Genomic DNA, 20,887 nt, shown 5'->3' with positions numbered 1-20,887 from the left:
CAGCGCCAATTAATCCAAAAATAAGAGGTATAGCAGATGGCCTTCAATAAATTGATCAAATCAATGATCGCCGGCTCGATTATTTCATTGTCCACAATCGGTGCAGCAGCCGCTGAGACGACGTTCCGTTACGGTGAGGCTTCTCCGAACCGGGGGGCCCGTGCTGATGCCCTGCAGTACTTTGCTGACCAGTTGGAAGCGCGGTCGAATGGCGATTTGAAGCTCGATATTCACTGGGGCGGGGCTTTGCTGAAGTACAGTGCCATTTTGGGGGGGGTTAGTTCAGGTACCGCTGACATGGGAAGTGTTCTGGCGGCGTATGCGCCACAAAAAATGCGAGCACTCAGTGTGGGAGATGTTCCTGTTCCGCAATCGGATTCGTGGGTTGGTATGCGGGCTATGTATGAGCTGATGACCACCAATGCACAAATGCAACAGGCGTTTGAAGATAACGATGTTGTATATGTGACCAATTTTACTACAAGTCCGATGCAGTTTGAGTGCGCTGGTGATGCCCGGCTGGAATCGTTGTCTGACTTTGAAGGTAAGAAGATCCGTGCATCGGCAATTTATGCCAAGATCCTGAATGATGCGGGTTCAAACATGGTGAACTTTGTTTTCTCAGAGGTTTATCAGGCATTGGATACCGGTCTGGTTGATTGCTCAGGAACTTACCTCTACGCAATGCGAGCTTTTAAAACCCCTGAGGTTGTTAATAGTGTGGCGGTAATGGACTGGGGGCAGATTGCTGGCTTCGCCATGGTTATGAACAAGTGGAGCTGGGATGATTTGTCGAATGAGCAGCGCAGTCTCATGCGCCAAGTTGGCTCTGAGATGATTGACCACTATGCGCAAAAGCTGGTTGAAGATCGAGAAAAAGTTCTTGCTGAATTGCCGACGGGTTCATTAGGCAACAAAGTGGAAGTCATCCGCTGGTCTGATGAGAAACGGGCAGAATTGTTCGCAGAATCTGATAAGTACATCAAAGAGTGGATTCGTGACATGGAAAAGGCGGGATATGATGGCGCTCAGATTTGGAAAGAATATCAGTCACTTCTGAAAAAGTATCAGAACGAACTAGACGAGAAGGGCTATCCCTGGGCTCGCTCCTGATACTCTTCCAGGTGAGCCGGGCAGCCTGACCGATCCGGTTCATCACCTTCTTTCAGTAACAATAATCACAATTTCTGAAGCTGGGCTAGCGGTTAGCTAGCCAGATCTTCGCCTGGAGGTGTGTATGGCGAATTCACTGAATTTTTCTGCTCAAAGCTCAAAGTCTGCGTCTTCTGCGCCAATGAAAGTATTGTTGAGTTCTCGTGGCTTTCTGGGCGGAGTGGAGAAAGTTTTTCTGTACGCCGGCGTAATATGTGTCTTTGCCTTGGCATTATTGATTTCAAGTAGCGTTCTCTTGCGCACTGTATTTAATTCGGGTATTCCAGATGAGGTCGTCATTGTCGGCGAATTCATGATTGGTGCCCTGGTATTGCCGCTAGCTTTTGTAGCGGCGGATAGAGGGTTTATTACCGTAGAGATATTTACCCAGAAATTCGGTGTCAAGATTCAGCAGGCGTTGAATGTTTTGGCCTCGGTGTTCGGCGTTATTGCCGTCGCTCCAATTACTTACGCTGCATATCTGTCATTTATTGATGTTGTTGATTCGGGTGCCTATTTTTTCGGCTTGCTTGAGTTGCCAAAGTGGCCAGGTAGAAGCCTGTTTTTCTGTGGATATATCTTGTTTTTTATCAGGCTTATCGACCTTTCCATTTTTGATGTTTTGGTTGTGTTTGGCGTAGTGAATGCTCCGGAAGAAGGATCAGAGAAAGAGGGTGGCTACTAATGGAACCGACTGTTATTGGTGCCTGGGGATTTGGCTCGGCGTTATTTCTTCTTTTTATGCGCGTTCCTATCGCATATGTCCTTGTAGGGGTAGCGTCTATTTGCTCGTTGATTACCTATGCCTGGCGGCCTGGCAGCGACTTTATCTTTGAGCGTGGTCTCAGACCGGCCTTAGCTCTCATTGAGTCCAATGCTTTTGATTTTATCCACTCCTATTCGTTGAGCATGATTCCGTTGTTTATCGCTGCGGGTCATATTGCTTACCACACCAGGATAACCACAGACATTTATGAGGCAGTCCGCGTTTGGCTCGCGAAAATGCCTGGCGGGCTGGCTGTAGCCTCGCTGTTTGGTTGTGGTGGTTTTTCGGCAATTACCGGCTCCAGTCTGGCATGTGCGTCCTCAATGGGGCGCATCTGTGTGCCGGAGATGCTTCGTTTTGGCTACAACAAGCAGCTTGCTACATCCACCGTTGCTATGGGGGGGACGCTGGGTTCGCTCATTCCGCCGAGCGTACTGTTTATTCTTTACGGCATGTTCACGGAGCAGTCGGTAAACAAGCTGTTTTTGGCGGGGGTGTTGCCGGGTATTCTGACAATAACTGGCTTCATTCTTGTGGTTATGGTCTGGGCGATTCTCAAGCCCCATCATGCGCCGGCGCCGAAGGATATTGTGATTACCAATCGAGATCGGTTCAGGGCAGCCGTTAAAGGTTGGCCGGCATTAATGCTGATGTTCATTATCATTGGTGGGATCTACGGCGGCGTGTTCACGGCGACCGAGGCCGCCGCAGTGTGCTTCGTGTTTGCGGTTGGTTTTGGTGTTATATCACGCAGACTCTCGTGGGAAGATTTCCTTGGTTCCATGAAGGAAACCACTTTCCAGACCGCGTCATTATTTTTTATTGCAGTCGGTGCAAAGATCTTTGTCTCCTTCGTGTCGTTAACCGGTGTTACCGGGGCTTTCGTTGGATTTGTTGAAGGGCTTGGGCTTGAAACCTGGCAAGTACTTTTCTGTATTGTGTTGCTTTACATTGTTCTTGGTATGTTTCTCGACTCCATTGGTACCATGCTGTTGACCCTTCCGTTCGTGATTCCTGTGGTTGAAGGGATGGGGATGGATCTGATCTGGTTTGGCGTGGTTGTTGTCAAACTACTGGAAATTGGTCTTGTGACGCCGCCACTTGGTATGAATGTATTTGTCATCAATAGTGTTGTTGGCAAAGATATAAAGGTGCATACAATTTTCTCGGGTGTGATCAAGTTTTTAACGGTGGATATGATCGTGTTGGCTTTAATTGTTGCGTTCCCGATCATTTCACTACTCATACCGAATTCAATGGGGTGAGATTAAGGGATGCCGGTTTTTTATACGGGTTATCTCTCTTTGGTATTTGTAACCTGCAGTTAATTGATTGATATTGGTGTTGTATTGTTGTTTGTCTACCCCCTTATTTGGGTCAGGGTTTTCTTGTTAAAGAAAACCCTTTTTTTTGCCAGAGCTGACGTAAAAGCAACAGCGAGTATTTGGTATGAGTGGAATCCGTTTTAACTTTCCGGCTCCTGAACTTGATCAGAGCATCTACGATCTCAGAAGTGAAGTCCGAACCTTCTTGCGTGAGGAAATCTGCAATGATCGCTTTACTCCGGTAACCGACTGCTGGTGCGCTGGGGTTGATCTGGATTTCAGTCGTAAGCTTGGCCAAAAGGGCTGGCTCGGCGTTACCTGGCCCAAACAGTACGGTGGGCGAGAGCTGAGTGCGCTCCATCGATATGTGATTACCGAAGAATTATTAGCCGTTGGGGCGCCCGTGCATGCGCACTGGATTGCCGACCGGCAAAGTGGTCCGCTTATTCTCTCTTCTGGTACCGAGGATATGAAGCGCAACATTCTTCCGCGTATCGCTGCAGGTGAGTGTTTTTTTGCGTTGGGATTGAGTGAGCCTGAGGCTGGCTCTGATCTCGCATCGGTCAAAACCAGGGCGCGAAAAGTTGATGGCGGTTGGGAAATCACAGGTACCAAGCTTTGGTCCTCAGGTGCACAGCATTGCCAGTACATGACGGTTCTGGCGAGGACTTCCGATCCGCTTGAGGGTAAACGCCACGAAGGGTTGACCCAGTTTCTCGTTCCGCTTGATTCCCAGGGTGTTGCGATCAGTGGCATTCGGGATATGAGTGGCCTGATGCACTTTAATGAAAGTCATTTTGATAGCGTTTTTGTACCGGATGACTCCGTGCTTGGGAAGGTTGGTGAGGGGTGGAAACAGATTACCAGTGAGCTTGCTCTGGAACGCTCAGGGCCGGAACGTTTTTTGAGTACGTTCATTGTGGTTGAGCATGCCTTGGTTCGGGCGGCTTCGGATTTGGATGCGCGCCAGGCGGCTATTGTAGGCGGCATTATCGCCCGTGTTAGGGCTCTGAGGGCGATGTCACTGGGTGTCGCTGCACTGTTGGAGTCCGGTAAGTCTCCGGATGTTGAGGCGGCGTTGGTGAAAGATCTGGGAACGCGTTTTGAGCAGGACGTGGTTGAGCGGCTACGAGCGTTCCGGCCAATCCTCTGGAAAAGTGGTAATGGCGATGTTCTCGATGACTTGATGACGGATAGCTTGTTACGCCAACCGTCGTTTACGTTGCGTGGGGGGACCAATGAGGTGCTCAAAGGCATTGTAGCCCGGGGAATCGGGCTCCGATAAGTCGCATCGCGCCGAACGGGCTAAGGACATACTATGAATGAGACTGATCTGCTTATCCTTGATGCAGCCGAGCGGCTGCTGAGCGATATCTGCACGACCGAAGCGGCGGTGCGGTATGAACAGGGGCAGGTGCCGGAAGATCTGGCAAATGCAATTCTTGATTCTGGATTACCTTTGGCGTGGGTGCCTGAGGAGTTTGGGGGTGTTGGTGGTTCGCTGGCGCTGGGGTTCGAGTTAATTCGTAAGGCTGCCTCTTTTGCACTCCCATTACCGCTTGCGGAGACACTGGTGGCAAATCTGTTGCTGGCTGTCAGCGGGCTGACCGTTCCCGGACGTTGGACGGCCCTGGGGTACGATGGGGGTGAGCTTCCGGTTGCGGTGCGTGGTGAAGTGAATGGCACCATTGAGATGGCTTCCGGCGCTCACGAGGCATCGGTGATTGTTGTGCCTGTGCTCGAAAAAGGTCATCTGAGAGTCGCTTCTTTCGCACCGTCGACCATTGATATGGAGCATCGGCGTAATCTGGCCGGAGAAGTACGCACAAGGATCATCTTGCGTTCCGCTATACCCAGCCAACTGTCTGGGCGTATTGAAAATCTCACCGAAGACGGCCTTCGGCAGTTCTGTGCTTTGCTGCGCGCCGTTCAGATCGTTGGCGCTCTGGACCGGGTTGGGGAACTGACACTTGACTATGTGGCTGAGCGCAAGCAGTTCGGGCGAGCGTTGGGTAAGTTTCAGGCTGTTCAGAATCGGGTCGCAGATATCGTCGGGGAGACAGCGCTTGCCGGTGCTGCGGTTCAACAGGCTGTACGCACCGTTAGCAATGCGGAACGGCCACTTCGTGGTGATCGTTCAACTGCTATCGCCATCGCATCGGCGAAGTTTGTTGCCGGCGAGGCGGCTCAGAAAGTTCCGGAAAACGCCCACCAGGCTCATGGTGCTATGGGGTTCAGCTATGAATACCCGTTGCAACATTTTACTCGCCGGGTCTGGAGTTGGCGGGAAGAGTTTGGTTCCGAGTTTTATTGGTCGGAGTATATTGGTGAGCTGATTCAAGACGAGGTGCAATCCGGTCATGGCGATTCTGTGCTCGGTAAAGCGTGGGATTTGGCGACTCGATAATATAGGGAGTGTTTACTGTGACTGATTATGACGATTTGAATGTGCAGTGGTGTGGTGAGCATGTGGTGGTGGTCGAGATCTGTCGCCCACCCACTAATTTCTTTGATGTGGAGCTGATCAAGCAGCTCGCGGACACCTTTGAAACACTGGAGCGGAATGATCGCTGTCGGGCCGTTGTGCTTGCCGCGCAGGGCAGAGTATTTTGCGCCGGCGCGGATTTTTCGGGGAGCGGAGCTGGTCTGTTCGATGAGACTTCGGACCACAATGCGTTGAGTCTGTATCAGGAAGCGATCAGGCTTTATAAATTTACCAAGCCGGTTGTTGGTGCCATTCAAGGGCCCGCGATTGGCGGCGGACTGGGATTGGCGTTGGTGCCGGATTTCCGAGTGGTGTGTCATGAAACCCGCTTCGCCGCGAACTTCGTTCAGCTAGGGGTGCATCCGGGCTTTGGTATCAGTCTGGTTCTTCCAAAACTGATTGGGGAGCAAAATGCAAAGCTGATGTTGTTGACCGGTCGCCGCATCAAAGGTGAAGAGGCTCTTAGGTTTGGCCTGGCCGACTTACTGGTAGATGCTGAAGAAGTGCAATCTGCCGCCATCGAATTTGCGACTGAGATCGCCCAGTGTGCACCGCTGGCGGTTGAGTCAACCCGCTCCACGATGCGCAGTGGTCTGGTCGAGCAGTTGGCGAGTCATCTCGAGCATGAGTTTGCAGAGCAGGTGTGCCTGGCCAAGACGCTGGATCACAAAGAGGGTGTGACGGCAGTAACAGAGCGTCGCCCCGGTGTATTTCGTCGAGGTTAGATGGGGCTCGTCAGGCAATTGTCCTGAGTACTTTAGTGCTCTGTAAGATTTTGAAATTGCTCGACTAGGGCTTTGCCGCATTTCGGCAGGGCGTCCAGTTCCCGCACGATCAGGCTGCGCTCTCGTTCAGCCCAGTCATCGGCCAGGTCTACGGTGTGGATGTTCATGAAATCGGCATAGCGGTGGGCAATGGAGCGGGGCAGGATGCTGATGCCGACGCCTCGGCTGACCATTCGACAGGCAGACTCAAAGCCGTAAACCTGGATGCGCATCTGAAGGTCTACACCGGCTTCCTGAGCCTGGCTTTTCAGGAACTGGAACAAAGTGCTGGTTTCACGAAGCCCGATGTGAGGGTATCCCAAGCTTTGCCGGAAGGATACCTGGGCCTCTCTGGCCAGCTCGTGATCGTGAGGTGTAACCAGTACCAGGCGGTCGACGCTGAAAGGTATGACCTGAAGCTTTTTGGCGTCTTTCACCGGGCCGGCAATTACACCCAAATCGGATGAGCCGTCCAGTACGCCGCGAACGATTTCGTGAGTCATGCGCTCTTGCAAGTCAATGGTGACACCTGGTCGGTCAACCAAGAAGCGAGCAAGTACATCGGGCATGAAGTCACTGACAGCGGTTGTATTGGCGAAAATCCTTAAATGGCCAGACTGACCCTCGGCGTATTGTGAAAATTCGTCTTTTATGTAATCGACCTGTCTCATGATCGCGCGTGCATGAACCAGGAGGTCGTGTCCGGCAGGCGTCAGCTCCACCCCCTGACTGTCACGGTAAAACAGCCGGGTTTCGAGCTGACCTTCGAGCGATTTGATGCGCATGCTGGCGGCAGCAGTTGAGAGGTTGGCTCGCCGGGCACCGCCGGTCAGGCTGCTGGCCTCCGCGACATGGATGAACAGGTTCAGGTCGGGAATGTTGAAGTGCATGGTTGCTGCAGCCGATTAGATGTTGGAGAAATGGGTAGGTTAGCAAGATGTTCAAGAAAACCGAAAGGCCCCTTGCGAAAAAACAAATTCTACCGCATCTATTATAACGGCATTATTGGGAAGGTGCAGAACCCAGAATAAAGATTGATAGAGGTTTGGTATGGCAAGTTCACCACAAGATTGGATTGGTAAGCGGGAAACACGCTGTGACAGGCTTGATCCGGCGCATGCGGAACGTATTGCCGCAACGCTCGACAGGGCTGCGCCGGCAGAGGGGGATTCTCTGGCTCCCTTGTGGCATTGGGCATACTTTCAGATTCCGGTTCCACCCTCTGGAACAGGACCGGATGGGCATATCGCCCCCGGTGGTTTTTTGCCGAAATCTGCGGGCGATACCCGCATGTGGGCAGGTGGCCGGGTGGAGTTTCACCAGCCCTTTAAAGTCGGGGTGGCTGCTGAGCGTAGCTCAGAAATTCTTGCCGTTCAGGAAAAAGTGGGCAGAGCCGGTAAGTTGTTGTTTGTGACGGTGGGCCATGAATATCGTCAGGACGGTGAACTGTGTATTTCTGAAGAGCAGGATATTGTCTACAAGGCTCCGGCGCCCCCCCGCCTGTCTCTGGATAAGCCGATTAAGGATGCAGAGTGGAGCCAGACTATTACGCCGTCACCACTGCTACTGTTCCGCTATTCCGCGGTCACGTTCAATGGCCATCGTATTCACTACGATCATCCCTATACAACCTCGGTAGAAGGATATCCGGATCTTGTGGTCCACGGTCCGCTGATTGCCACTTTGATGTTGCAGGCGTTTCTGGAGGCCAATCCGGGCTTGCGCCCGAAAAAACTGTCTTATCGTGGTTTACGCCCTCTGACAGTCAATAAAAGTTTTAACGTAGAAGGCCGAATGGATGGCGAACGTCGTGCATTGCTTTGGGCCGCCAACGAGGATGGCCCTGCGCATGAGGCTGAAATTGAATTCGAGGAGAACTGAAAGATGACTAGCCCTTCCTTAAACAAGTATGAAGATATTCGCGAAGGCGTGCGTGGGTTGTGCGCTGAGTTTGATGCGGCCTACTGGCGCAGCGTTGATGAGCGTAAAGCGTTTCCCGAAGAGTTTGTTGAGGCGATGACCAAGGCCGGTTGGTTGGCCGCGATGATTCCTGAGGAATATGGGGGATCTGGCCTCGGCGTTGCCGAAGCTTCGGTCATCCTGGAAGAGGTTAATCGCGCTGGTGGAAACTCCGGAACCGTGCACGGGCAGATGTACAACATGTTTACCCTGTTGCGTCATGGTAGCGAGGAGCAAAAGCAGAAGTACCTGCCAAGAATTGCGGCTGGTGAGCTGCGTTTGCAGTCTATGGGTGTAACTGAACCAACGACCGGTACGGATACAACCAAGATCAAGACCACCGCAGTTAAGCGGGGTGATAAGTACGTCATCAACGGTCAGAAGGTGTGGATCTCCAGAATCCAGCATTCAGACCTGATGATTCTGCTTGCCCGCACAACGCCGCTAGATGAAGTGACCCGGAAGTCGGAGGGCATGTCGATCTTTATTGTCGATCTGCACGAAGCTATTGGTAACGGTCTGACCGTTCAGCCGATTGCTAACATGGTCAACCACGAAACCAACGAGCTGTTTTTTGACGACCTGGAAATTCCGGCGGAGAACCTGATCGGGGAAGAAGGAAAAGGCTTCCGTTATATCCTCGATGGCCTGAACGCAGAGCGCGCGTTGATCGCCGCCGAGTGCATCGGTGATGGCCGCTGGTTTATCGAAAAGGCCCGAAACTACGCCAATGACCGGGAAGTGTTTGGTCGCCCCATCGGCAAAAATCAGGGGATTCAGTTTCCGATTGCCAAGGCGCACATCAACGTTGAGGCAGCAGATCTGATGCGCTGGAGAGCGTGTGAAGAATACGACAGCGGTCGCAATGCCGGCGCCAGTGCAAACATGGCTAAGTACCTGGCAGCTGAGGCTTCCTGGGAAGCGGCAAACGCTTGCCTGCAGACCCATGGCGGCTTTGGTTTTGCGAACGAGTATGACGTTGAGCGGAAGTTCCGTGAAACTCGCCTGTATCAGGTTGCGCCTATCTCAACCAACCTGATCCTGTCTTACGTTGCGGAGCACTTGTTGGAGTTGCCTCGTTCATTCTGAGAATCTGCTGTTTGGGATGGTCTTGTGGAGATGGAAAATCGAAGACAGCTTCCTTTGGAGGGGGTGACCGTTGTAGCGCTTGAGCAGGCGGTGGCCGCTCCTTTATGTACCCGCCATCTGGCGGAACAGGGAGCCAGGGTTATCAAGATCGAGCGGCCGGGCGAAGGGGACTTCGCCCGGGGCTATGACACCCGGGTGAAAGGCTTGTCTTCGCACTTTGTCTGGGCGAACCGATCGAAAGAAAGCTTGACGCTCAATGTTAAGTCAGAGACCGGGCAGCATATCCTCCATCAGCTTTTATCGACGGCGGATGTGTTTGTTCAGAATCTGGCGCCGGGTGCGTGTTCGCGTCTGGGGCTTTCCTTCTCTACGCTCCAGGCCAGATATCCGGGCCTGATTGTTTGTGACATCTCGGGTTATGGGCAGGGTGGCCCTTACCAGCATAAGAAAGCTTATGACCTTTTGATCCAGAGTGAGAGTGGATTCTTGTCGGTGACCGGAAGCCCGGAAGAAGACGGGATGTCCAAAGCAGGTTGCTCTGTCGCTGATATCTCGGCGGGTATGTACGCTTACTCATCGATCATGTCGGCACTTTTGTTGCGGGCCCGCACTGGCGAAGGATCTCACATCGATGTGTCGATGCTTGAATGTCTGGTTGAGTGGATGGGGCACCCACTCTACTACAGTTTCGAAGGGGCTCAGCCACCTCCCCGGGCTGGCGCATCCCACGCAACAATCTATCCCTACGGTCCGTTTTCTATTGGTGATGGCGGTGTGGTGATGCTGGGCCTGCAGAATAACCGGGAGTGGAAGGTCTTCTGTGAACAGGTCTTGCAAGATGACAGTCTGGCGTCTGATCCCCTTTATGTTGATGTACCTCTGAGGTCGGAACACCGGATTGAGCTTTCGGCCCGGATAACCGCCGCATTCCGATCAATGTCGACGCAAGATGTGGTTAACCGTCTCGATGACGCCGGGATAGCCAATGCTTTGGTAAACAATATGGCCGATGTGTGGGCTCACCCACAACTAAGAGCCCGTGGCCGCTGGCAAGAGGTGCAAACACCTGCTGGAGTCATTCCATTTTTGAAGGCACCAGGAATCTGGTTTGATGACACCGTTTCGGCCGTTCCTGCCCTGGGCGAGCACACGACAGCGATCCTGAGTGAGTTGGGCTACAGCGAGAATCAAACGCATAACTTTATCAATCAGGGCATCGTCTGACGCCCTATCTATTGTTAACAGGAGTCTGGCCATGACCGCCAACGACTTGACTACCATGCTTTTTGTTCCGGCAACGAAGCCTGAACGCATCCCTAAGGCAGTCGCTTCCGGTGCCGCCGCGGTGATCGTGGATCTTGAAGACGCTGTACCAGCGGGCGCAAAAGAGGAGGCCCGGGCCGCACTGGACGCCTTCCTGGCCACGCACCGCGAATCTGCGGTTTTCGTTCGTGTGAATGCACGTGGAACCGCGGAGTTTTCAGCAGATCTTGATCTGTGTCGCAAGCATGAAAATGTTGCAGGAATCGTGCTGCCGAAAGCCGAGTCTGCCGCCGACATTGTATCTGCAACCGAGGCCGGAAAGCCGGTGATTCCGCTAATCGAAACGGCGTTGGGAATCAGGTCTGTGAATGAGATTGCAGCAGCCAGGGGAGTCGAAAGACTCAGTTATGGGGGGCTCGACCTGAGCGATGACCTGGGCATTGAAGGGGACACTGAAGGTGCCCAGGTTATTCTCGACCATTGCCGGTATCAGTTGCTGATTGCTTCTCGAGTTGCGGGACTGCCGGCGCCGATTGAGACAGTGTTCCCGGTCTTTGATGACCCTGATGCAGTGACACGGCGTGCTCGCCGGGTGCGTAACATGGGCTTTGCCGGAATGTTGTGTATTCACCCGAAGCAGGTTGGACCTGTGCAGACCGGATTTGCACCGACGCAGGAGCAGGTGGCGTGGGCGGAACGAGTGATAATCGCTGCAGAATCAGCCGAAGGTGCGTTCAAGGTAGATGGTCAGATGGTTGATGCACCTGTAATCGCCATGGCGAGGAGCATCTTGGCGCGCGTCGCTTGAGCCTTGATGCCGCCCTAGTCATATGACGTTTTAGTCCACAAGAATGGCACAAAGGACGAGACCATGCCCAACCCTGTGATCGGGATTTCGCACAATCGAGGTAGAGTGACAACGAAGCTTGTTGTCACTCTGGCCTTGCTTGGCGTGCTGTTGGTGGTTGTCGCCCAGTGGCTTTTTTACCGGATGAGTCACGTGCACGTAGTGGACGCACGCATCAAGAGCGACATGGTCGCCGTAGCGTCCAGGTTACCCGGATGGTTGGATCAGGTCGCGGTTGACGAGGGCGATGAGATCTTAAAGTCTCAGCCTCTGGTGACTATTGATAGCGGAGAGCTCCGTCTTGAGCTGAAAGTTCTGGTTAGCCGTCAGGCCACGTTGCGCGCTGAGCTGGACCGCCTGGATGCGGAACTGGCCTATGTCGAAGCTGTAGACCGGGCCGAATTGTTTCTGGCTGAAGAAGCAGTAGCCAGGGCTCAGATAGAACTCAATCAAGCCAAGCTTGAACTTGAGAAGGCGGCGGCTGATTTGAGGCGCCTGGAGGGCATGACCGCAAACGCGATGGTTTCGGCCCAGCAGCTCGCAGATGCTACGTATCGTCGCCAGCAAGCAGATGTCAAAGTCAGTTTCGCGGGCAGTGAGCTTCGATCAACCAATGCGGCTTTGGAGAAGGCCCGAGCCTCTTTGGCGCGCAAGGGTGTGCTTGCCGGCCAAAAGGGTGTCGTCACTCAGGAAATTGCCGAGCTCGATGCAGAGGAGCAAAGGCTTCGACTGAGACTTGAGGATCATAGTGTGCTCAGCCCGCTGCCTGGTCGGGTTGCCAAGGTTTTCGTCGAGCAGGGTGAGTTTGTGCAGGTGGGGCAGACGCTGATGCTTGCCTATTCACCAGACTCTCTTTGGGTGGAGGCTAATGTCAAGGAAACCGTCATACGGAAAATTTCTCCGGGTCAGGCGGCGATTATCACGGTAGATGCTATGCCGGAGAAAACATTCCAGGGAGAGGTTACCCGTGTTGGCTATGCAACTACGAGCGAGTTTGCGCTGATTCCGAGCCCGAATCCCAGTGGCAATTTCACGAAAACCACCCAGCGTATACCTGTTCGCATTCGCTTTGATGCGCCTGACCCGCGGCTACGTCCGGGCATGATGGTGGAGGTTGGAATACGTGTCCGGGATTGATCAGCTGTTTGATCGCTACGGGCCTGCCTACAAGTGGCTAAGCACTTTGACAGTCATGCTTGGTACTTTATCGATGACGCTTGCGGCAACCATCGTTAACGTAGCCATTCCGGACATTATGGGGAATTTTGGAATTGCCCAAACCAAGGCTCAGTGGCTTTCGACTGGATTTCTGGCGGCCATGGCGTCTTTTATGCTGTTGAGTTCGTGGGTGCTTGAATCCTTCGGGATGAAGGCGGCTTATATCGGTGCGATGGTCATTTTCATCCTTGCGGCGGCGATTGGCGGCATGAGCGTGCACGAAGATATGGTCATTGTTTCCCGGGTGGTGCAGGGGGCGATGGCGGGCATTATTCAGCCCTTGGCTATGACTGTTATTTTCCGGGTTTTTCCGTCGGATCAACGGGGGCTAGGGATGGGGGTTTATGGCCTGGGCGTTATTCTTGGGCCCGCTGTTGGCCCTGCCTTGGGGGGCTTTCTTGTTGATCTGATGAGCTGGCGGGCTGTTTTTTTTCTGCCGCTACCAGCGTGTCTCGTTGGCATAGTTCTGGCGCTCTTTTTTGCGCCTGACCGGGAGTCAGACTCCGTGCGCAGCCCCTTTGATTGGGGCGGGTTTCTCCTGTTGTGCATTGCTCTTTCTGCGTTGTTGTGGACGCTGTCGAACGGTCAGCGTCTGGGTTGGACTTCGTTTTCGATTGTGGGGGGCGGAGCGCTCGCACTGGCTGCTGCCGTGGTCTTTATCGCTTGGGAGTGGCGAAGTGACAAAGCACTTCTGGCAGTGAGGATCTTTGCCAACCCCGGGTTTGCGGCAGGGTCTTTGGTGGCCTTTTGTTACGGTGCCGGGCTGTTTGGTTCAACCTATCTGGTGCCTTTGTTTGTACAGGAAATTCAGGGTTTCACAGCGACAGCCTCAGGCCTTCTGTTGATGCCCGCGGGACTTGCGATGGGGTTCATTTTTCCGATTGCCGGCAAAATGAGTGACCTCTATCCGGCTCGTATCCTGATTGCTTCAGGTGTGATGCTCTTTGCCTGGTCCTGCTGGGAACTGGCGAAGGTGGATGTAAGCACCTTGCCCTGGGTTCTGGGCGGCTGGGTGCTGGTGGGGCGCTTGGGACTGGGGCTGGGAATGCCGTCTCTGAGTACCGGGTCGTTAAAGGTGCTTCCGGATCATTTACTGAGTCAGGGAGCCGGAGCAAACAACTTTGCTCGGCAGTTAGGCGGCGCTGTCGGGGTGAACGTACTGGCTGTTGTTCTGGAGTGGCGCAGTTCTTTTCACGCAGCAGCGATCGCCAGCACCCAGACATCAGGAAATGTTGTAACCAGTCAATGGCTCACTGCCATTGAAAATGGGTATCAGGTGGTTGGTCTCAGCCCGGAGCTTGTTGGGATGTTTGCTCGCTATCAGTTGGGGGAGTTGGTCTGGTTTCAGGGGTATGAGAGTGGTTTCAGGGATAGCTTTCTGGTTCTGGCATTGATTTTTGGGTTTGCACTGTTGCCAGCCTGGCTGATGAAGGGTGCAAGCGGTAGCCGGTACCAGAATTGCTAATCAAAACACCCATTATTGCCATTGGGAAAAGTCTGTTTGGCTTTTACTCTGGAGTCGAGTTTTTGAGCCAAGTGGCCTGCATAACAAATAGAGAGGACAAGATTTTGGGCCAACAGTACAGATCTCCGTGGATGACTGAAGAGCTGGAAATTTTTCGTGATTCGGTACGCAAGTTCCTGGAAAAGGAATTTGTGCCTAATCAGGACCGCTGGGGAAAGCAGGGGTTTGTTGATCGAGAGGCCTGGTCCCGCGCCGGTGAAATGGGCCTGCTGTGTGCAAGTATTCCGGAGCAATACGGAGGTGGCGGCGGTGATTTTACCCATGAGGCCATCATCAACATCGAAATTACACGGGCCTTGGTCAACTTTGGTATTGGTGTGCATAACGGCATTGTGTCGCACTATATCCTCGCCTATGGAAGTGAAGAGCAGAAGCAGAAATGGCTGCCACGCATGGCAACCGGTGAGTTGGTGGCTGCGATTGCGATGTCTGAGCCAGGGGTTGGTTCCGATCTTAAAAGTGTTCGGACCAAGGCGGCCCGGGATGGAAAACACTATGTCATTAACGGTTCAAAGACGTTCATCACCAATGGCTACCACGCCAACCTGATTTGCGTTGTTGCCAAGACCAACCCAGAACTGGGGGCAAAGGGGATTTCACTCATCATGGTTGAGACGGATGAGGTTGAAGGTTTCCGCCGGGGTAAGTTGCTGGAGAAAATTGGTCAGAAAGCCCAGGACACGGCAGAACTTTTTTTTGATGAAGTCCGGGTGCCAGTCAGCAACTTGCTCGGTGCAGAGGAAGGAAAGGGTTTTGTTCAGCTGATGCAGCAGCTGCCGCAGGAGCGGATGATCATCGCTCTGGGTGCCCAAGCGAGCATGCATCGGGCCATTGAGTTTACCCGTGAATATGTGAGTCAGCGGGAAGTGTTCGGCCAGAGCCTCAGCCAGATGCAGAACACCCGCTTCAAACTTGCTGAATGTCAGACGGTTGCCACCATTGCGACGACGTTTGTTGACCAGTGCATGATGCAATTGTTGGCCGGCGAGCTTGATACAACGACTGCAGCGATGGCGAAGTGGTGGGCTACCCAAAAGAACTGCGAAGTGATTGACGAGTGCCTCCAGTTGCATGGCGGTTACGGCTATATCCTCGAATATCCGATTGCGAAGATGTACGCCAATGCCCGAGTCAGCAAGATCTATGGCGGCTCTAACGAGATCATGAAAGAGCTGATTGCGAGAAAAATGTTCTGACTATGAAGTCAGAGTTCCGGAAATTGAGATAAGAGACGTTAACGCAGGAGAATAAATATGAGTGCTGCGACAACCGAGTATTGGCCCAAGGGCTTCCCCAGAGAGCTTCATGTCCCAAAGACGAGCTTGTACTACAACCTGGAGGTCGCCACCGGGCGTTACCCCGACAAGCCAGCGATCGTGTTTTATGACACTGTGTTGACGTACTCTGAATTGTCTGAACAGGTCGAGTTACTGGCCGGTTACCTGCAGAAAGTGTGCGGGGTTAAGCCCGGCGACAGGGTGGCACTGTATTCGCAGAACTGCCCTCAGTTCGTGATCGGTTACTATGCCGTCTTGCGCGCACAGGGTGTGGTGGTGCCGGTTAACCCGATGAACCTGGGCGAGGAGCTTCGCTATTGTGTTACCGACAGTGGCGCCCGGGTGGCCCTTGCTGCACAGGAGTTGTTCAGTAACGCTGAGCCACTGTTGTTTGCCGGGGATCTGGATCATCTGATTGTCCACGCCTATTCTGATTTCATTAAGGAGGATACGGATCTCAACCTTCCGGCTGCGGTGCAGGAACCCCGGGTTCAGCATTCCGGTGCTGGTATTGTTCTATGGACGGATGCGCTGGCCCAGAGCCACGAGCCGATGGAGTTTTCTGGATGCAGTGAAGATTTGGCCGTGATCGGTTATACCTCTGGTACTACTGGAAACCCAAAGGGATGTGTTCACTCCCATTTCACTGTGATGGCATCGATTGAGAGCTCAAAGATCTGGCGAGGTGGCTCTTCTGCACAGACCGCTCTGGCGATAGCTCCCCTGTTTCATTTCCTGGGCATGCAGGGCGGTATGAACTCACCCCTGCTGACCGGCGCCACTTCTGTGTTGATGCAGCGCTGGGATCGTGATGTTGCACTGACACTGATTGAGCGTTACGGGGTGAATGTCTGGAGTGCGCCGCCTTCAATGATTGTGGATTTCTTTTCGAACCCCGCGCTGGCAGGGCGGGACGTTTCAAGCCTGACTCGATTGATGGGCGGCGGTGCAGCAATGCCGGAAGCAATCTCGAAGAAGTTGCGGGATGAATTCGGCATCTCCTACAACGAAGCATACGGGCTGAGCGAAACGGCGGCCTTTATTCTTGGCAATCCGATCGAGCGTGGTAAGCGCCAGTGCCTTGGCATCCCCAGTTTTAACGTGGATGCACGAATTATCGATCCGGCCACGCTCAAAGAGTTGTCGCAGGGCGAGACAGGTGAAATCGTTCTGCACGGCAATCAGGTGATGCTCCGCTACTGGAACAATCCTGAAGCCACGGAGAAGACCTTTATCGAACTCGATGGTAATCGATTCCTGCGCACAGGGGATCTGGGTTATATCGATGATGAAGGCTATTTCTTCATGGTTGACCGTCTCAAACGGATGATCAATGCCTCTGGGTTCAAGGTGTGGCCGGCGGAAGTCGAGAGCATTATGTATGGTCACCCGCATATACAGGAGGCCTGCGTGATTGGAGCACCAGACCCCAAACGGGGCGAAACTGCGCGGGCGCTGGTTGTTCTGAAGGTGGGCGCTCCTGAGAACCTCTCCGAGGCCGATATTATTGCCTGGTGCAGGGAGAACATGGCGGTTTACAAAGTGCCTACCTCTGTACACATCGTAGATGCACTGCCCAAATCCGGTACGGGAAAAATTATGTGGAGAAAACTGCAGGACGAAGCGTTCGAGGAGAGCGCAGCTAATGTCTGAGTTGGCTTCGAAGATTCAGGGTGCAAGGCACAGCCCCGGCCCTGCAGAAATGCTGGAGGTGGCGCCGAATGTGCATTGGGCTCGCATCCCGCTGGCGGGTAAGCTGAATCACATCAATGTCTGGCTGCTGCAAGATGCAGATGGTTTTACTCTGGTTGATACCGGCATGAATACTCAGGAAGCCAGAGATGCCTGGGGCGCTCTCATGGCTCAGATGCCGAATGGAATGCGTATCAAGCGCGTTATTGTCACCCACTTGCACCCAGACCATGTCGGTTTGGCTGGCTGGTTGATGGAGAGCGGCGCTGAAGAGTTCTGGATGACCCGGACGGAGTATCATACCTGTCAGACAATGATCTCCCATGCTGAGGACGATCAAACGCCCGATGACTTTAGAGCATTTCAGATCGCGGCAGGTTGGTCCGATGATGCCATCCAGGGTTACCTGGACCACTATCCAAATTATGGCAAGCGTATCTACCGTTTGCCCCGCAGCTACAGGCGCCTTGAAGAAGGCCAGTGTCACCAATTTGGTGGCCATGAGTGGAAAGTGATCATTGGAAGCGGCCACTCTCCAGAGCATGCATGTCTTTATTCAGAAAAGAGCGGGTTGTTCATTTCGGGGGATCAGGTGCTGCCGGGAATCTCATCCAACGTATCGGTAACTCCTTTAGAGCCCAATGCAAATCCGATGGAGGATTGGCTTGCCTCATTGCGAAAACTCAAAAACGAAGTGCCAGATGATGTGCTCGTATTGCCAGCCCACCAGCGCTGTTTTGAAGGGTTGCACGCACGGATTGATAGCTTGCTGCATAGCCAGGAGCAAGCTTTCAATCGTTTACGGAATGCGTTGTTAGAAGGGCCCAAGAGAGTTGTCGATCTGTTTGAGGTGATCTTCGGTCGCCACATAAATCACGATCACTTCATGATCTTTAATCTTGCGACAGGCGAAGCTCTGGCCTGCCTGAATTATCTTATCAGTGAGGGAACAGTTGGGTTTTCCGTCGATGCTCGGGGCGCTCATTGGTACGGACTAAGGTAGACATAAGCCGGGTCAAAGCCGTGCTTGATATTGCATAAAAAATAAATTTTATCGGGAGTTATGATGTCTTCAGCAAAACTTGGTTGCGACTCAGGGCAACCATCATCTATCGCCGTTCAGAATCTGTTGGAGAGGGCCGCCGAGCTCTGGCCGGACAGCCCTTCTATAACATTTGAAGATCGAACTTTCTGCTGGCGAGAGACTTATGAGCGCTGTTGCAACTTTGCAGAGGTTTTAGCCGCGAAAGGAATTGTTGCGGGGGACCGCGTCGCCTATCTGGGTTTCAATTCGCATTGGTGTTTTGAGCTTTTTTTCGCTGCCCCCAAAGCAGGTGCTATCGCGTTACCTCTGAATTTCCGGCTCTCTACCGCTGAGATGATTGCCTGTATGGAAGATGCCCGGCCTGAGCTCTTGTTAGTAGACGAACATCACATTGAACAGGCTCAACTGCTGATGGATGCCTGCCCTTGGTTGAAGACCGTCATCTATGCCGGTAATGGTGCACCTCCGGAAAGTATGGAAGGTTACGAAAATCTTTTGTCTTCACCTCAGCCACAGTGTTCCTTCGGTAGTAGTGGTGATGACACCCTTTTGATTTTCTATACCGGTGGCACGACGGGACGATCAAAGGGAGTCATGCTTACTCATAATAACCAGTTTACAAACGCCTTGGGGGGATTGTCCTGGTATCGGATGACGGAGCGGGAAACCCACTTGCTGGCTAGCCCTTTGTTCCATACGGCAGCAGGATCCCGCGTTTTCACCGCCACCATGACTGGTACCCATTCTGTAATTTTGTCTCGGTTTGACGTGATGGCCGTCATGGATGCAGTGCAACGGTACCGCATCAACACCATGCAGATAGTTCCCACTATGTTGCAGATGATGCTCGAACATCCTCAGTTTTCTGACTTTGAATTTTCCAGTCTTCGCCTGATTACCTATGGCGCGGCACCGATGCCGGTTGCTTTGCTTGAGCGGGCCTTGAATGAATTGCCCGGCGTTTCGTTTGCCCAGTCTTATGGTATGACCGAAGCATCGCCCGTGGTTTGCGTGCTCGACGGTGATGACCACTCTCTCGAACCAGAAAGATTGACACGTCTTGAATCTGTAGGGCGCCCGGTGTTCCATAACCATGTCCGCATTGTAGATTCGCAGCGAAAGGTTTTGCCTGTCGGGCAGGTCGGTGAGATTGCAGTAAAGGGCTCCAACGTGATGAAAGGGTATTGGCGGGCGCCCGAACTCACAGATGCTGTTTTGAGTGACGGTTGGTATTACACCGGGGATAGTGGTTACTTTGACGAAGGCGGATATCTTTTCTTGTCTGGCAGGATCAAAGATATGATTGTCAGCGGTGGTGAAAACGTCTATCCGATTGAAGTCGAGAATGTACTGTCACGATATCCGGGGGTAGTCGAGTGCGCTGTGATTGGGATTCCCCATGAAAAGTGGGGCGAAGCTGTTCATGCGGTTGTGAGGTTGGCCGAGCCTGGCAGTGCGACCGAGCAGGAGATAAAGGACCATTGTCGCGGGTTTATTGCACATTACAAATGCCCTGTTGCGGTGACTTTTGTTGATGAACCTTTGCCGATTTCGTCTGTTAACAAGATTTTGAAGTCGGCTGTCCGGAAAATGATTATTAAGTGAGCAGGGTAAATCTATAGAGGTGCCGGGTCCACGCCTCAGACTAGCCGAAGGCTGGACTGGGGTGTTGCTGTGCTCATTATTTATTGCCCTTTGTATTCAGGCCTTTGCTTGCTCTGATGTGCACGTATGCCTTCAGCAAAGTCATCCGTGTTGAAGGCTATTTGCTGGCACTTCGCCTCAAAACTTAAAGTGCTATCCAGATCCTCTACGTAGTCGGCCCTGCAAAAACGCCGCTTTCAGATAACCAGCAATTCACCGGTCTCCATTGATTCCTCCGGCAAGGCCAGAGTCGAACAAAAAATAGCCAAAATCAGGCGTAAATACCTCTTCTTTTGGCAGAGCCAAAGAAGCTTGGCGAGCTTCCTCAAAACCTTCCTCAGGTTCAGGCCCACACCGCACAGAACCGCGTGTATCTTGTCTCCCGCAAACCCTCTGAGGAAGTTCCGGAACATCAGGCCGTCACTTTTCAGATGTCCGATGATCGGTTCGATACTGTTTCGCCGGTGTTGCTGATCGGGGTGGGCTTTGCCGCGTCCTCTCCGCTTGCCGGTGATATGAATTTTGGAGAGGAATGTGCTCTCGCTACCTCGGTAGCCACGGTCAGCCAGCAGATGCTCCGGCATCTTGCTGGTATGCAGAAGCACTCGTTTGAGCGCCGTATCGACGGTGTGGCCATCGTAGGGGTTGCCGGCCAGTGCCTGGCAATCCAACACGAAGCCCTCTTTGGCGGTGGTCACCACGCTGACCTTGGAGCCGAACTTATAGCGAGTGCGGGCCTTGCCTTTGGCGATACACACCACCTCCGGTTCGTGCAGGCTGTACAACCGGGGTTTAACGCTGCGGTCGCCATACTGGTTCAGTAATCGCAGTGCCTG

18 protein-coding genes are annotated in these 20,887 nt (G+C 53.1%); 16 read left to right on the top strand and 2 right to left on the bottom strand.

Annotated elements, in window-relative coordinates:
* The first annotated feature begins 36 nt into the window (after nt 1-36).
* The 6 genes from C7H09_RS04955 to C7H09_RS04930 all read left to right on the top strand — a co-directional run bounded on the left by C7H09_RS04955 (nt 37) and on the right by C7H09_RS04930 (nt 6,453).
* Nucleotides 37-1,113: a C4-dicarboxylate TRAP transporter substrate-binding protein gene (locus tag C7H09_RS04955; RefSeq protein WP_206074269.1), complete on the top strand. Its 1,077-nt coding sequence runs from the start codon at nt 37-39 to the stop codon at nt 1,111-1,113.
* A 124-nt stretch (nt 1,114-1,237) separates the two neighbouring features.
* A complete protein-coding gene (locus C7H09_RS04950; protein WP_106761505.1) occupies nt 1,238-1,837 on the top strand; it encodes a TRAP transporter small permease subunit in 600 nt (199 codons plus the stop codon).
* Nucleotides 1,837-3,183 carry a TRAP transporter large permease gene (locus tag C7H09_RS04945; protein WP_106761504.1) on the top strand — a complete coding sequence of 449 codons (1,347 nt, stop codon included), beginning with the start codon at nt 1,837-1,839 and terminating at the stop codon, nt 3,181-3,183. Before C7H09_RS04950 ends, C7H09_RS04945 begins: the two co-directional genes overlap by 1 nt.
* A 184-nt stretch (nt 3,184-3,367) precedes the next feature.
* The gene (locus C7H09_RS04940) at nt 3,368-4,528 is read left to right on the top strand and encodes an acyl-CoA dehydrogenase family protein (RefSeq protein ID WP_106761503.1); all 1,161 of its coding nucleotides are present in this window, start codon (nt 3,368-3,370) and stop codon (nt 4,526-4,528) included.
* A 33-nt stretch (nt 4,529-4,561) separates the two neighbouring features.
* The gene (locus C7H09_RS04935; RefSeq protein WP_106761502.1) at nt 4,562-5,650 is read left to right on the top strand and encodes an acyl-CoA dehydrogenase family protein; all 1,089 of its coding nucleotides are present in this window, start codon (nt 4,562-4,564) and stop codon (nt 5,648-5,650) included.
* A gap of 17 nt (nt 5,651-5,667) precedes the next feature.
* The gene (locus C7H09_RS04930) at nt 5,668-6,453 is read left to right on the top strand and encodes an enoyl-CoA hydratase/isomerase family protein (protein WP_106761501.1); all 786 of its coding nucleotides are present in this window, start codon (nt 5,668-5,670) and stop codon (nt 6,451-6,453) included.
* A 32-nt stretch (nt 6,454-6,485) separates the two neighbouring features.
* On the opposite strand, the gene C7H09_RS04925 is transcribed toward C7H09_RS04930, so the two are convergent.
* Nucleotides 6,486-7,382 carry a LysR family transcriptional regulator gene (locus tag C7H09_RS04925; protein WP_106761500.1) on the bottom strand — a complete coding sequence of 299 codons (897 nt, stop codon included), beginning with the start codon at nt 7,380-7,382 and terminating at the stop codon, nt 6,486-6,488.
* Between the two features lie 160 nt (nt 7,383-7,542).
* Between C7H09_RS04925 and C7H09_RS04920 the strand changes: the two genes are divergently transcribed.
* The 10 genes from C7H09_RS04920 to C7H09_RS04875 all read left to right on the top strand — a co-directional run bounded on the left by C7H09_RS04920 (nt 7,543) and on the right by C7H09_RS04875 (nt 20,012).
* Nucleotides 7,543-8,373 carry an HTD2 family dehydratase gene (locus tag C7H09_RS04920; RefSeq protein ID WP_106761499.1) on the top strand — a complete coding sequence of 277 codons (831 nt, stop codon included), beginning with the start codon at nt 7,543-7,545 and terminating at the stop codon, nt 8,371-8,373.
* Between the two features lie 3 nt (nt 8,374-8,376).
* Nucleotides 8,377-9,540, top strand: a complete 1,164-nt coding sequence (locus C7H09_RS04915; RefSeq protein WP_106761498.1) for an acyl-CoA dehydrogenase family protein — start codon at nt 8,377-8,379, stop codon at nt 9,538-9,540.
* Between the two features lie 30 nt (nt 9,541-9,570).
* Nucleotides 9,571-10,764 carry a CaiB/BaiF CoA transferase family protein gene (locus C7H09_RS04910; RefSeq protein ID WP_106761497.1) on the top strand — a complete coding sequence of 398 codons (1,194 nt, stop codon included), beginning with the start codon at nt 9,571-9,573 and terminating at the stop codon, nt 10,762-10,764.
* Nucleotides 10,765-10,795: 31 nt separating this feature from the next.
* Entirely contained in the window at nt 10,796-11,611 is an 816-nt protein-coding gene (locus C7H09_RS04905) for an HpcH/HpaI aldolase/citrate lyase family protein (RefSeq protein ID WP_106761496.1), read from the top strand.
* A 105-nt stretch (nt 11,612-11,716) separates the two neighbouring features.
* Nucleotides 11,717-12,787: an HlyD family secretion protein gene (locus C7H09_RS04900; protein ID WP_165794786.1), complete on the top strand. Its 1,071-nt coding sequence runs from the start codon at nt 11,717-11,719 to the stop codon at nt 12,785-12,787.
* Nucleotides 12,774-14,333, top strand: coding sequence for a DHA2 family efflux MFS transporter permease subunit (locus C7H09_RS04895; protein ID WP_206074267.1), 1,560 nt, complete (start codon nt 12,774-12,776; stop codon nt 14,331-14,333). Before C7H09_RS04900 ends, C7H09_RS04895 begins: the two co-directional genes overlap by 14 nt.
* A 131-nt stretch (nt 14,334-14,464) precedes the next feature.
* Nucleotides 14,465-15,589 (top strand): acyl-CoA dehydrogenase family protein, encoded by a 1,125-nt coding sequence (locus C7H09_RS04890; protein ID WP_106761493.1) that lies wholly within the window; start codon nt 14,465-14,467, stop codon nt 15,587-15,589.
* Between the two features lie 57 nt (nt 15,590-15,646).
* On the top strand, nt 15,647-17,323 hold the full coding sequence (locus C7H09_RS04885) for a long-chain-fatty-acid--CoA ligase (protein ID WP_106761492.1): 1,677 nt from the start codon (nt 15,647-15,649) through the stop codon (nt 17,321-17,323).
* Nucleotides 17,316-18,365 (top strand): MBL fold metallo-hydrolase, encoded by a 1,050-nt coding sequence (locus C7H09_RS04880; protein ID WP_165794785.1) that lies wholly within the window; start codon nt 17,316-17,318, stop codon nt 18,363-18,365. The genes C7H09_RS04885 and C7H09_RS04880 overlap by 8 nt, the downstream gene beginning before the upstream one ends.
* A 63-nt stretch (nt 18,366-18,428) precedes the next feature.
* Nucleotides 18,429-20,012, top strand: coding sequence for a class I adenylate-forming enzyme family protein (locus C7H09_RS04875; protein ID WP_165794784.1), 1,584 nt, complete (start codon nt 18,429-18,431; stop codon nt 20,010-20,012).
* A 236-nt stretch (nt 20,013-20,248) separates the two neighbouring features.
* Here the strand turns inward: C7H09_RS04875 and C7H09_RS04870 are convergent.
* Nucleotides 20,249-20,887, bottom strand: a 639-nt coding sequence (locus C7H09_RS04870; protein ID WP_165794783.1) for a transposase, incomplete at its 5' end; no start/stop codon positions are given.

Source organism: Marinobacter fuscus (assembly GCF_003007675.1).
GTDB lineage: Bacteria > Pseudomonadota > Gammaproteobacteria > Pseudomonadales > Oleiphilaceae > Marinobacter > Marinobacter fuscus.
This window is presented reverse-complemented; position numbering and strand designations above follow the sequence as displayed.